The 12,141-nt window shown below is 71.7% G+C and carries 12 protein-coding genes; 10 read left to right on the forward strand and 2 right to left on the reverse strand.

Features of this window, described 5'->3' with window-relative positions; translation table 11 throughout:
- The first annotated feature begins 113 nt into the window (after positions 1–113).
- The 10 genes from MPE_RS10325 to MPE_RS10370 all read left to right on the forward strand — a co-directional run bounded on the left by MPE_RS10325 (position 114) and on the right by MPE_RS10370 (position 10,414).
- Complete coding sequence (locus MPE_RS10325; RefSeq protein ID WP_011829642.1) at positions 114–2,648, forward strand: FtsX-like permease family protein; 2,535 nt, start codon at positions 114–116, stop codon at positions 2,646–2,648.
- Positions 2,645–3,769 carry a lipocalin-like domain-containing protein gene (locus MPE_RS10330; protein ID WP_011829643.1) on the forward strand — a complete coding sequence of 375 codons (1,125 nt, stop codon included), beginning with the start codon at positions 2,645–2,647 and terminating at the stop codon, positions 3,767–3,769. Before MPE_RS10325 ends, MPE_RS10330 begins: the two co-directional genes overlap by 4 nt.
- Before the next feature lie 86 nt (positions 3,770–3,855).
- The gene (locus tag MPE_RS10335) at positions 3,856–5,685 is read left to right on the forward strand and encodes an ABC transporter transmembrane domain-containing protein (RefSeq protein ID WP_049820798.1); all 1,830 of its coding nucleotides are present in this window, start codon (positions 3,856–3,858) and stop codon (positions 5,683–5,685) included.
- A gap of 82 nt (positions 5,686–5,767) precedes the next feature.
- On the forward strand, positions 5,768–6,475 hold the full coding sequence (locus MPE_RS10340; RefSeq protein ID WP_011829645.1) for a YiaD family glycine zipper/OmpA-like lipoprotein: 708 nt from the start codon (positions 5,768–5,770) through the stop codon (positions 6,473–6,475).
- Positions 6,476–6,514: 39 nt separating this feature from the next.
- Positions 6,515–7,366 carry a thymidylate synthase gene (locus MPE_RS10345; protein WP_011829646.1) on the forward strand — a complete coding sequence of 284 codons (852 nt, stop codon included), beginning with the start codon at positions 6,515–6,517 and terminating at the stop codon, positions 7,364–7,366.
- A gap of 9 nt (positions 7,367–7,375) precedes the next feature.
- On the forward strand, positions 7,376–7,873 hold the full coding sequence (locus MPE_RS10350; RefSeq protein WP_011829647.1) for a dihydrofolate reductase: 498 nt from the start codon (positions 7,376–7,378) through the stop codon (positions 7,871–7,873).
- Positions 7,874–7,928: 55 nt separating this feature from the next.
- Positions 7,929–8,297 (forward strand): hypothetical protein, encoded by a 369-nt coding sequence (locus MPE_RS23975; protein WP_011829648.1) that lies wholly within the window; start codon positions 7,929–7,931, stop codon positions 8,295–8,297.
- Positions 8,298–8,436: 139 nt separating this feature from the next.
- A complete protein-coding gene (locus MPE_RS23285) occupies positions 8,437–8,604 on the forward strand; it encodes a DUF2256 domain-containing protein (RefSeq protein ID WP_083767965.1) in 168 nt (55 codons plus the stop codon).
- A gap of 1 nt (position 8,605) precedes the next feature.
- Positions 8,606–10,138 carry a cryptochrome/photolyase family protein gene (locus tag MPE_RS10365; RefSeq protein WP_011829650.1) on the forward strand — a complete coding sequence of 511 codons (1,533 nt, stop codon included), beginning with the start codon at positions 8,606–8,608 and terminating at the stop codon, positions 10,136–10,138.
- A 36-nt stretch (positions 10,139–10,174) separates the two neighbouring features.
- The gene (locus MPE_RS10370; RefSeq protein ID WP_158304609.1) at positions 10,175–10,414 is read left to right on the forward strand and encodes a deoxyribodipyrimidine photo-lyase; all 240 of its coding nucleotides are present in this window, start codon (positions 10,175–10,177) and stop codon (positions 10,412–10,414) included.
- A 173-nt stretch (positions 10,415–10,587) separates the two neighbouring features.
- On the opposite strand, the gene MPE_RS10375 is transcribed toward MPE_RS10370, so the two are convergent.
- Together MPE_RS10375 and MPE_RS10380 are read right to left on the reverse strand one after the other, a co-directional pair.
- A complete protein-coding gene (locus tag MPE_RS10375) occupies positions 10,588–11,373 on the reverse strand; it encodes a L,D-transpeptidase family protein (protein ID WP_158304610.1) in 786 nt (261 codons plus the stop codon).
- Between the two features lie 142 nt (positions 11,374–11,515).
- Positions 11,516–11,929, reverse strand: a complete 414-nt coding sequence (locus MPE_RS10380) for an Hsp20/alpha crystallin family protein (protein ID WP_231497659.1) — start codon at positions 11,927–11,929, stop codon at positions 11,516–11,518.
- Positions 11,930–12,141: the final 212 nt, after the last annotated feature.

A 12,141-nucleotide genomic window follows, 5' to 3' on the forward strand; every position in this document is an offset into this window, starting at 1 on the left:
CAGTCTACGGGGGCGGCAGCGTTAGCATCGGCGCCGTCATGAAGCGCACCGTGCCCCCGCAGCCCCACGGACGCCTTCTCGTCGGCGTGGCGGCGGCGCGCTGAGCGAGCGCGATGAGCCTGGCCACCCTGCTGCGCCACCTTTCGTGGCCCGAGCTGCGGCACCACGCCGCACGCCACGCCATCGCCGTGCTGGCGGTGATGCTCGGCGTGGCGCTGGCGTTCTCGGTGCACCTGATCAACGCCTCGGCGCTGTCGGAGTTCGGCGCGGCGGTGCGCAGCGTCAACGGCGAACCCGACCTGAGCCTCCGCGCCGTGAGCGGCGGCGGTTTCGACGAGGCACTGTATGGCCGCGTGGCCACGCACCCGCAGGTGGCGCTGGCATCGCCGGTGGTCGAGGTGGACACCTACGCGCTCGACGCGCAGGGCCGGCGCGTGGCACTGCGCGTGCTGGGGCTCGACGCGCTGGTGGCGCCGGCGCTCTCGCCTTCGCTGTTGCCGGAGCCGGCCGCCGATGCCGGCCGCCTGGCGATGCTGGACCCCGGCGCGGTGTTCCTGAACCCGGCCGCCCGCGCGGCGCTGGCACCGAGCGGCGGCGATGCGCTGCGCGTGCAGAGCGGCCTGCGCCTCGTGTCGCTGCGCATCGCTGGCGGCAGCAGCGCGCCGGGTGCGCCGCTGGCGTTGATGGACCTGGCCGGTGCGCAGCAGGCCTTCGACCGGCTGGGGCGGCTGAGCCGCATCGACCTGCGCCTCGCCGCCGGCGCCGACCCGCAGCGCGTGCTGCGCGAACTGGCGCTGCCGACCGACGTGCGGGCTGCCACGCCGGGTGAATCGGCGCAGCGGCTCAGCAACGTGTCGCGCGCCTACCGCGTGAACCTCACGGTGCTGGCGCTGGTGGCGTTGTTCACCGGGGCCTTCCTGGTGTTCTCGGTACTGTCGCTGTCGGTGGCGAAGCGGCAGCCGCAGTTCGCGCTGCTGGGCGTGCTGGGACTTGGCGCGCGCGAGCGGCTGCACTGGGTGCTGGCCGAGTCGGCGCTGCTGGGGCTGGCGGGCAGCGCGCTGGGCATCGCGCTCGGCACGGCGCTCGCGCTGGGCGCGCTGCGCTGGCTGGGCGGCGATCTCGGCGGCGGCTACTTCTCAGGCGTGGCGCCGCGGCTGCAGTTCGGGCCGCTCGCAGCGCTCGTCTACGGCGGACTGGGCGTGGTGGCGGCGCTGGTGGGCGGCTGGCTGCCCGCGCGCGCGGCGCAGCGCATCGCACCGGCCCAGGCCTTGAAGGGCCTGGGCGAGGCCGGCGCGCGCACGCGGCGGCCGTGGCTCGGGCCGCTGCTGATGCTGGCCGGCGCCCTGCTGGCGCTGGCACCGCCGATCGCCGGCCTGCCGATCGCCGCCTACGTGGCGGTGGCGGTGCTTCTGGTCGGCGGCATCGCCTGCGTCCCGGCCGGCGTGGGCCTGCTGCTGCGCGCGGTGCGTGCCCCGACCTCGAGCGCTGCCTGGCTGCTGGCCACGCAGCGCGCGCGGCACCTGCGTTCCAGCGCGACGGTGGCGGTCGCCGGCGTGGTGGCGAGCCTGGCGCTGGCGGTGGCGCTGACGGTCATGGTGGCGAGCTTCCGCGACGCGGTGACGCGCTGGCTCGACACGGTGCTGCCGGCCGACCTGTACGTGCGCACCGCGACCGTGAGCGCCAGCAACGACACGGCCTGGCTGCCGCCGGATTTCGTGGCGCGTGCCGGCGCCCTGCCCGGCGTGCGCCGCCTCGAGACGCTGCGCGCCCTGCCGCTGTCTCTCGACCCGGCGCGGCCGTCGCCGGTGCTGATCGCACGGCCGCTGGCCGACGCGCAGCGCACGCTGCCGATGACGGGCGAGTTGCTGCCTGCCGCGCCCGGCGGCGAACCCGGCGTGTACGTGAGCGAGGCGATGGTGGCGCTGTACGGCGCCGCGCCGGGCACGCGCCTCCTGCTGCCGCTGACGCACCGCGACGGCCACGCGCTGCCCACGCGCTTCTTCGTGCGCGGCGTGTGGCGCGATTACGCACGGCAGCAAGGCGCGCTGGTGGTCGACGCGCAGGATTTCGTGGCGCTCACCGGCGACACGCGCGTGAACGACCTCGCGCTCACGCTCGCGCCCGGCGCCGACCCGGCCGCGCTGCAGCAGGCGTTGCGCGCACTGGCGCCCGACCCGGCCTTGCTCGAGTTCGCGCAGGCGGGGGAGATCCGCGCGAGCTCGTTGCGCATCTTCGACCGCAGCTTCGCGGTCACCTACTGGCTGCAGGCGGTGGCGATCGCGATCGGGCTGTTCGGCATCGCGGCCAGCTTCTCGGCCCAGGTGCTGGCACGGCGCAAGGAGTTCGGCCTGCTGGCGCACCTGGGCTTCACGCGCGGCCAGGTGCTGGCCATCGTGGCCGGCGAAGGCGTGGCGTGGACGGCGGCCGGTGCCCTGCTCGGCCTGGCGCTCGGGCTGGCCGTGAGCGTGGTGCTGGTGCACGTGGTCAACCCGCAGAGCTTCCACTGGACGATGGAACTGCTGGCGCCTTGGGGCCGGCTGGCCGCGCTGTGCGCCGCGGTGGTGGCCGCCGGCACGCTGACCGCGGCCGTCGCGGCGCGTCGCGCGGTCTCGCAGGACGCGGTGCTCGCGGTGAAGGAAGACTGGTGAACGACAAGCCCCTGCCGCTGTCGCGCCGCGCGCTGCTGCTGGCGTGTGCGCCGGGTTTCGGGCTGGGCGTGGGCACCGCACGCGCGGCGCCGGTGGTGCGGGCCGGCACGCCCATCGTGCTGCCGCGCGACTTCGGCTCGCACCCCGAGTACCGCACCGAATGGTGGTATGTGACCGGCTGGCTCGAGGCCGCCGCAACGCCCGAACCCTTCGGCTTCCAGATCACCTTCTTCCGGTCGCGCACCGACGTGGCGGCCGCCGACCACCCGAGCCGCTTCGCCGCGCGGCAGTTGCTGTTCGCGCATGCCGCGCTCACCGATCCGCTGGCCGGCCGGCTGCGCCACGACCAACGCATCGCCCGCGCCGGCTTCGACATCGCCGAGGCCGCCACCACCGACACCGACGTGCGGCTGCGCGGGTGGCAACTGGTACGCGACGGCAAATCCTCTCCGAGCGCGCACCACTACCGCGCCGTGGTCGATGCCGGCACGCAGGGCTTCTCCTTCGACCTGCGCCTCGACGCGACGCAGCCGGTGCTGCTGCAGGGCGACGCCGGCTATTCGCGCAAGGGCCCGGCGCCCGAACAGGCGAGCCACTACCTCAGCGAGCCGCAGCTCGCCGTGGGCGGCACGCTGCGCGTCGAGGGCCGCGCGCTCGCGGTCAGCGGCCGCGCCTGGCTCGACCACGAATGGAGCGAGGCGCTGATGCACCCCGACGCCGTGGGCTGGGACTGGGTCGGCATGAACCTCGACGACGGCAGCGCCCTCACCGCCTTCCGGCTGCGCCGCGCCGACGGCTCGGCGCTGTGGGCCGGCGGCAGCTTCCGGCCGCGCGACGGCGCGGTGCGCGCGTTCGGGCCCGACGAGGTGCGCTTCACGCCACTGCGGCGCTGGCGCAGCCCGGCCACGCAGGCCGAGTACGCGGTGGCATGGCAGCTCGACACACCCGCCGGCACGCACCAGGTGCGCGCCCGCCTGGACGCGCAGGAACTCGACAGCCGCGGCTCGACCGGCTCGGTCTACTGGGAGGGCCTGAGCGACCTGCTCGACGCGCGCAGCGGCACGCGCATCGGCCGTGGCTACCTGGAAATGACCGGCTATGCGAGCCCGCTGAAGCTGTAGCCGCGCCGCGCGCAGGGCCGCAGCGTCAGGGCGCCACGGCGGGGGCTGCTTACACTGCTGGCCCCATGGCCTCTTCCACTTCCACGATGTCCCAGGCCGTCACCGGCGGCGCCGCTGCCGGCGCCGGCGCCAAGGCGCGCTCGGTCCGCCCCTTGCGCGGCCTGCTGCCCTTCCTGAAACCCTACCGCGGCCGCATCGTGCTGGCCGGGTTGTTCCTGGTGGGGGCCGCGCTGACCACGCTGGTGTTCCCGGTGGCGCTGAAGGCGCTGATCGACCAGGGCCTCGTCAGCAGCGACCCCGGCGAGCGCGTGCTGGCGCTGCGCGGCCACTTCTTCGCGCTGTTCGGCGTGGGTGCGGCGCTGGGCGTGTTCTCGGCACTGCGCTTCTACATGGTCACCTGGCTCGGCGAGCGCATCACGGCCGACCTGCGCAACGCGGTGTATGCGCATGTGGTGAAGCAGAGCCCGCAGTTCTTCGAGACCACGCAGACCGGCGAGGTGCTGTCGCGCCTGACCACCGACACGACGCTGGTGCAGACGGTGGTGGGCTCCAGCCTCAGCATGGGCCTGCGCAACACCGTGATGGGCCTGGGCGCGCTCGTCATGCTGGTGATCACGAACCCGGTGGTGATGGCGCAGGTGCTGGGCATCCTGGTGCTGGTGGTGCTGCCGGCGCTGTGGTTCGGCCGCAAGGTGCGCAGCCTGTCGCGCGCCAGCCAGGACCGCGTGGCCGATTCGAGTGCGATCGCCGCCGAGGTGCTGAACGCCGTGCCGGTGGTGCAGAGCTACACGCAGGAGGCGCGCGAGGCGCAACGTTTCGACGAGTCGACCGCACGCGCCTTCGCCACCGCGGTGCGGCGCACGCGCATGCGCGCCGGGCTGGTGGCCTTCATCATCACGGCCACTTTCGGGGCGCTGCTGTGGGGTCTGTACCAGGGCACGCAGGCGGTGATCCGCGGCGAGATCAGCGCAGGCCACCTGGGCCAGACGGTGGTCTACGTGATCCTGCTGGTGAGCTCGGTGGCGGTGCTGGCCGAGGTGTGGGGCGACCTGCTGCGCGCCGCCGGCGCCAGCGAGCGGCTGATGGAACTGCTGGCCACGCGCTCGCCGATCGAGAGCCCCGCCCGGCCGCGCGCGCTGGCCGCAGCGCCGATCGGCTCGCGCGTGAGCCTGCGCGATGTGGTGTTCCGTTATCCGTCGCGCCCGCTGACGCCGGCACTGGACGGTGTGACGATCGACGTGGAGCCGGGCCAGACGGTGGCGCTGGTGGGCCCGAGCGGCGCCGGCAAGAGCACGGTGTTCCAGCTGCTGCTGCGCTACTACGACACCCAGGGCGGCACGGTGGCGATCGACGGCGTGCCGGTGCGCGAGGCCGACCTCGGCGCGCTGCGCTCGCGCATCGGCCTGGTGCCGCAGGACAGCGTGATCTTCTCGACCAGCGCGATGGAGAACATCCGCTACGGCCGACCCGAGGCGAGCGACGACGAGGTGATCGCCGCCGCACGCGCCGCGCACGCGGACACCTTCATCCGCGCCCTGCCCGAGGGATATGCCAGCTTCCTGGGCGAGCGCGGCGTGCGGCTGTCGGGCGGGCAGCGCCAGCGCATCTCGATCGCCCGCGCGATCCTGAAGAACGCGCCGCTGCTGCTGCTGGACGAGGCCACCAGCGCGCTCGACAGCGAAAGCGAGCGCGCGGTGCAGGCCGCGCTCGACGAGGCGATGCGGGGCCGCACCACCCTGGTCATCGCGCACCGGCTGGGCACGGTGATGCACGCCGACCGCATCGTGGTGCTCGACGCCGGGCGCGTGGTGGACAGCGGCACGCACACGGAACTGCTGGCGCGCAGCGGGCTCTACCAGCGGCTGGCGGCGTCGCAGTTCTCCGATGCGCAGGCGATGGCGGTCAACGACGCCTGAGGCGGGCGCGTTGTAACGAACGCTTGCAGCGCCCCCGGCGCCGCGCCGTACAAAGACGATCCTGGACCTCGAAGGAATTGCCATGACGATCACCTCCTCCCGCAAGTCGATCCCCACGCTCTCGATCGTCGCGCTCACCGCGGCCGCGTTGCTGGCCAGCGGCTGCGCGAACATGAACCAGGAACAGCAGGACACCGCCAAGGGCGCCGGCATCGGCGCGGCCGTCGGTGCGGTGGCCGGCGTGCTGATCGGCGACAGCAAGAAGGGCGCGGCCACCGGCGCGGCGATCGGCGCGCTGGGCGGCGCGGTGGCCGGCAACGTGTGGTCCAAGAAGATGGAAGAGAAGCGCCGTGCGATGGAGCAGTCCACGCAAGGCACCGGCGTCGACGTGACGCGCACCGCCGACAACCAGCTCAAGCTCAACGTGCCGAGCGACATCTCCTTCGACACCGGCAAGTCGGCCATCAAACCCGAGCTGCGCACCGTGCTCGACAGCTTCGCCAACGGCCTAGCCAACGACCCGGCGCTGCAGGTGCGCGTGATCGGCCACACCGACAGCACCGGCAGCGACGCGATCAACAACCCGCTGTCGGTCGACCGCGCGCAGAGCGTGCGCGACTATCTCGCCGGCCGCGGCATCCTGCCGACACGCATCGAGACCTCGGGCCGCGGCTCGCACGAGCCGATCGCCGACAACACCAGCGAGGCCGGCCGCGCGAAGAACCGCCGCGTGGAGATCCTCCTGCGCGAGCCGGAACAGGCCGGCGCACCGGCCGCCCCGAAGTCCTGACCCGGCGCGGCCGCGGGGCCCGCTGCCTACAATCTGCAGATGTCAGCTCTTCCTTCCCCCTCGCCCCGCCCCGCCCGCTCCCAGTACGAGGACTTCCTGCGCCACGTGCGCGACCACGGTGTGGTCAAGGCCGACCGCACCGGCACCGGCACCACCAGCGTGTTCGGCCACCAGATGCGCTTCGACCTGCGCGAGGGCTTTCCGCTGGTCACGACCAAGAAGGTCCATCTCAAGAGCATCGTCCTCGAACTGCTGTGGTTCCTGCGCGGCGACGGGAACGCCACCTGGCTGCAGGAACGCGGCGTGACGATCTGGGACGAGTGGGCCGCGCCCGACGGCGACCTCGGCCCGGTCTATGGTGTGCAGTGGCGCAGTTGGCCCACGCCGGACGGCGGCCACGTCGACCAGATCGCCGAGGTGGTGAAGCAGCTCAAGACCAACCCTGATTCGCGGCGCATCATCGTCAGCGCGTGGAACGTGGCCGACTTGCCGAAGATGGCACTGATGCCCTGCCACGCCTTCTTCCAGTTCTATGTGGCGCCCGGCGACTCGCCTTCGGCTCGGGGTCGGCTGTCGTGCCAGCTCTACCAGCGCAGCGCCGACATCTTCCTCGGCGTGCCCTTCAACATCGCCAGCTACGCGCTGCTGACGCACATGCTGGCGCAGCAGTGCGACCTGGAGGTGGGCGACTTCGTCTGGACCGGCGGCGACTGCCACATCTACAGCAACCACCGCGAGCAGGTCGAGCTGCAGCTCTCGCGCGCGCCGCGCCCCTACCCCACGCTGCAGATCAAGCGCCGGCCGCCGTCGATCTTCGACTACGCCTACGAGGACTTCGAGATCATCGGCTACGACCCGCACCCGGCCATCAAGGCGCCGGTCGCGGTCTGAGGCCTCCCGATGGAACTCTGGCTGATCGCCGCGGTGGCGCGCGACGGCGCCATCGGCCGTGCCGGAACGATGCCGTGGCACCTGCCGCAGGACCTGGCTCACTTCAAGCGCACGACGCTGGGCTGTCCGGTGGTGATGGGCCGCAAGACCTGGGAGTCGTTGCCGCCGCGTTTCCGGCCTCTGCCGGGCCGCCGCAACGTGGTGGTGACGCGCAATGCCGCCTGGCAGGCCGACGGCGCCGAGGCCGCGCCCTCGCTCGACGCCGCGCTCGAGCGCCTGCGCGAAGCGGAGCGGGTGTTCGTCATCGGCGGCGGTGAGCTCTACGCCCAGGCGCTGCCGCGCGCCGACGGACTGGTGCTGACCGAGGTCGACACCGACGTGCCGGACGCCGACACGCACTTCCCGGCCTGGGACCGCAGTGCCTTCTCCGAAGCCGCGCGCGAAAGCCACACCGACGGCGCGCCCTGGCCCTATCACTTCGTGCGCTACGAGCGCATCCGTCGCTGAAGCCGCACATCAGGCAGCGACTATCATTTGGGCGTTCAACCAGAGGGTGCGAACCATGACAACCTCTCCCCGAACTGCAGCGACCGCCTCGAAGCGGGCCAAGAAGCCGAAGTCCGGGAGCGGCGGCGCTCGCTCCAAGCCGGCCGCAGCCCAGCGCACGAAGAAGGCCGCGATCAACGAGGCCATTGCGACGGAGCTCGCGCCGGCTGTCGCCATCGCATTGCTCGACAAGACCGACCAGGCCCCAGGCGCCGCGACGCCGTCGCTGGAATGTCTGGCTGCCGGAGCAGCACCTTCCGAGACCGAGGGCAAGGTCCGCGTCCAATTGCTGTTCGAGAACGGGGCGGTGCTGCCGGTCGAGATGAGCAACGCCGCAGGAGCTGCGCTGTCCAAGGGACTGGCTGAGGAACTTCCCAAGAAGTAGTTCGGCTTCGCAGTTCAGGCCGTCGACGGCGGCAAGCACAACGCTTGCGCAACGCCCCTGCTCCAGCTTCGACCGCCTCCGGATGGCATCCTTCGGAGCCCGCACAGTCGATTCGGAGTTCGGTTCGGGCTCGCCGCCAATGACATCGTCCACCCCCGCATTCCGCGGCAACAAGGCCGCCCTGCCCAGCAAGCCTTGCGTGGCCTGCGGCCGGCCGATGAGCTGGCGCCGTCGCTGGGCGCGCACCTGGGATGAGGTGAAGTTCTGCTCCGACGCCTACCGGCGCGCCAAGGGAACTCGTGACTGAGATGCGCCACCTGGTCGTGGTGCTGGGCGATCAGCTGGATCTGCACGCCGCCGCGTTCGACGGCTTCGACGCCGCACGCGATGCGGTGTGGATGGCCGAGGTGGCCGAGGAATCGGCGCATGTGTGGTCGAGCCAACCGCGCACGGTGATGTTCCTCGCCGCGATGCGCCACTTCGCGCTCGCCCTGCGTGCGGCTGGGCGAGCCTTGCATTACGCCGCGCTGGACGATCCCGCCACGCACGGCAGCCTGCAGGCGCAGCTGCACGCCGACATCGAACGCCTGCGCCCCACCGGCCTCGTGATGACGGCCCCAGGCGACTGGCGCGTGCTGCAGGCGATCAAGTGCGTGGCGCAGGCGCAGGGCCTGCCGCTCGAGATCCGCGAGGACCGCCATTTCTACGGCAGCGTGCGCGAGTTCGCGGCCCACGCGCGCGGCCGCAAGGCGCTACGCATGGAGTACTTCTACCGCGAGATGCGCAAGCGCCACGGCGTGTTGATGCACGGAGACGAGCCCGAGGGCGGCCAGTGGAATTTCGATGCCGACAACCGCGAGGCCTTCGGTGCCGCCGGCCCGGGCGCCGTGCCGCCGCGTGCGGTGTTCGAGCCCGATGCGCTCACGCGCGAGGTGATCGCGCTGGTCGAGAAGCGCTTCGGCACCCATCCCGGCCGACTCGATGGCTTTGCCTGGCCGGTGACGCGTGCACAGGCACTCGTCGCGCTGCAGCGCTTCATCACCGAGCGCCTGCCGCTGTTCGGCCGCTACCAGGACGCCATGTGGCCCGGCGAACCCTGGCTGTACCACGCCCACCTGGCGGCCGCGCTGAACCTGAAGCTGCTGAACCCGCGCGAGGTCGTGGACGCGGCCGTAGCGGCCTACCGCGGGGGCGCCGCGCCGCTGGCCGGCGTGGAAGGCTTCGTGCGCCAGATCCTCGGCTGGCGCGAGTACGTGCGCGGCATCTACTGGACCCGCATGCCGGGCTATGCCGAGCTCAATGCACTGGACGCCCGCGAAGACCTGCCCGCCTGGTACTGGACCGGCGACACCGAGATGGCCTGCCTGCGCGACGCGATCACGCAGACGCTGCAGCACGGCTACGCGCACCACATCCAGCGCCTGATGGTCACCGGCCTGTACGCGCTGATGCTGGGCGTGCAGCCGCAGCAGGTGCACGCCTGGTACCTGGCGGTGTACGTGGATGCCGTCGAATGGGTGGAACTGCCCAACACCCTGGGCATGAGCCAGTACGCGGACGGCGGGCTGATGGGCAGCAAGCCCTACGTGGCGACCGGCAAGTACATCCAGCGCATGAGCCCGCACTGCCAGGGCTGCCGCTACGACCCCGCCCAGCGCACGGGCGAGAAGGCCTGCCCGTTCACCACGCTGTACTGGGATTTCCTGATGCGCCACGAGGAGACGCTGGCCGGCAATCCGCGCATGGCGCTGCAGGTGAAGAACGTGGCGCGTCTGGACGACGCGCAGAAGCAGGCGATCCGCGAGCGCGCAGTGGCTATCCGCAACGGCGCGGTCGCGTGAGCCGGGCCATTGTCTGGTTCAAACGACGACCTGCGCGTGGCAGACCACGCGACGCCGGCCGAGGCAGCGCGCGGCGACGCCGCGCTGGCGCTCTTCATCGTCGAACCCGCTTGGCTGACCAGCCCCGAATCCCACCCGCGGCGCGAGGCCTGGTTGCTGAAATGCCGGGTGGCACTGCGCGACGCCCTCGCCGCGCGAGGCCTGCCGCTGCCGGTGCGCACCGGCGAGGCGGTGGATGGTCCTGGTCGGGGTTTCAGCGACGACCTCGACCGGTAGCACGGCGACGAGGAGCCCGAGACACATGGCTGACAAGGCCCGCTTCCAGCATCCGGCGGCTGCAACGCGACGTCGAAGCCAACCTGCAAAGCGTGGCCGTGAGGAGAGACCTCCTCGACGAGGTCGATCGCCCACGTGCGGTCTTGCAACGCGCCGGGGTCATCACGCCCTGATCAGTGCCCGCTGCCCTCTCGATCCACGACCACGAGCCAGCGTCCCGCCCAGGGCGTCATGAGTCGGTCGGAACGCAGGACCCAGAAGCTCTCGCCGCGGGCGACGGCCGCGTCGTAGTCGGCATCGAGCACGCCGTGACGATCGAGAAAGCGGTTCAGGCTGGCGGCGATGCGGATGCAGCCTTTGGACTGCTGCGTGCCCAGGCGCGGTTCGAGCCGCTGCGGATCGGTGGCGTGCACCTGCAGGCGCATCTGCCCCCATCCACCGCCGCCCCACCCGCGCCAGCCCTGCTGCCATCCAAAGTCGAAGACGCGCATGCCGCGCGCGCCGTAGCCGCAGATGCCCTGCGCATTGGGCGTGCCTTCGGCACGGAAGTCGGGATTGGCCAACGTGTGAGGGAAGACCCCCAGCGGCGTCTCGAAATGGTCGTACCCTGAGGCGCGTCCGGTGGACACGGGACTGGCGCCGACCACGCGCGCCGCGTCGAATCCACCCTGCGGCGGCAGCCACCACAGCACGGCGGCCTGTGCATGCGGCGCACGGTCGACCATGAGCACGAACTGTCCGTCTGGCACAGCCACCCCGGCGACCGCGAAAGCCCGCTGCAGCAGGCCGCGCCATTCGATCACCTCTTGTGCGCCGGGCGCCAGGCGGCGGTCCACCTCGGCAACGAAGACGTCGGCCAACGGCGTCGAGGTCGGCGGGCCATCGTCGACCTCGACGCCCCCGGCCGCTGCGGCGCCGGACGCCATCGCCATCGCCATCGCGAGCGAAAGGCCCCACACCGCCGTTTCGGTCAACCGCGGCAATGCCTTCGCGGCCGAGCCGAACGCGAGGTGCGGCTGTTTCAAAAGCCACCGGACTCGCGCAGGCGACGCAGCAGTTCTTCGCTCGGAGGCACGTCGTCGAGGCACATGGTGACCTCGACTACTGGATCGCGATGACGCGGGAGCCGGCACCGTCGCGCTTGGGCAGGGTCAGCTTCAGCACGCCATCTTCCAGCTTCGCGACGACCGCCTTGTCGTCGATCTCGTGCGCCAGCGAGAACCCGCGCGATGCGCTGCCGTAGTAGGTTTCCTTCAGTAGCGAGCGGCCGGACTTCTCCTCCTTCTCCTTGCGCACTTCGGCGCTGATGGAAACGTAGTTGCCGTCGACCGAGACGCGGATGTCATCCTTCTTCGCGCCAGGAATCGATGCGCGAACGTGGTAGTCCTTGTCGTTCTCGGTGACGTCGACTTTGATCTCGGCCGGCATGTCGGCCGCCAACGAGGTGGGCACGGTGCGCGCGAAGCGGCGGAAGAACTCGGGGAAGAAATCGTCGAGGCGGGCGAGGTCATTCATGGTCAGCTCCATTCGGTTGAGTCGCTGCACGACACGCAGCGGCAAGGTCAGTCTAGGATTCGCTCCGGCGCACGGCTTGCGCCACGTCAAGCCAACCGAACGAGCGGGCGGCAGCCGCGACCTGCCTGTCGTCGGCCATCCGGCCGGAGAGATCGCATCGCTGGTCGACAAGGAGCAGCCGGACCTGTTTGGGATGAGCTCGCACGGCCACG

Source organism: Methylibium petroleiphilum PM1 (assembly GCF_000015725.1).
GTDB classification, from domain to species: domain Bacteria; phylum Pseudomonadota; class Gammaproteobacteria; order Burkholderiales; family Burkholderiaceae_C; genus Methylibium; species Methylibium petroleiphilum.

Excerpts from the sequence above, each read along its gene's own strand:
- MPE_RS23285 (WP_083767965.1), top strand. The coding sequence starts at position 8,437 with ATGACATCGTCCACCCCCGCATTCCGCGGCAACAAGGCCGCCCTGCCC.
- MPE_RS10335 (WP_049820798.1), top strand. The coding sequence starts at position 3,856 with ATGTCCCAGGCCGTCACCGGCGGCGCCGCTGCCGGCGCCGGCGCCAAG.
- MPE_RS10340 (WP_011829645.1), top strand. The coding sequence starts at position 5,768 with ATGACGATCACCTCCTCCCGCAAGTCGATCCCCACGCTCTCGATCGTC.
- MPE_RS10345 (WP_011829646.1), top strand. The coding sequence starts at position 6,515 with ATGTCAGCTCTTCCTTCCCCCTCGCCCCGCCCCGCCCGCTCCCAGTAC.
- MPE_RS10365 (WP_011829650.1), top strand. The coding sequence starts at position 8,606 with ATGCGCCACCTGGTCGTGGTGCTGGGCGATCAGCTGGATCTGCACGCC.
- MPE_RS23975 (WP_011829648.1), top strand. The coding sequence starts at position 7,929 with ATGACAACCTCTCCCCGAACTGCAGCGACCGCCTCGAAGCGGGCCAAG.
- MPE_RS10325 (WP_011829642.1), top strand. The coding sequence starts at position 114 with ATGAGCCTGGCCACCCTGCTGCGCCACCTTTCGTGGCCCGAGCTGCGG.
- MPE_RS10380 (WP_231497659.1), bottom strand. The coding sequence starts at position 11,929 with ATGAATGACCTCGCCCGCCTCGACGATTTCTTCCCCGAGTTCTTCCGC.
- MPE_RS10350 (WP_011829647.1), top strand. The coding sequence starts at position 7,376 with ATGGAACTCTGGCTGATCGCCGCGGTGGCGCGCGACGGCGCCATCGGC.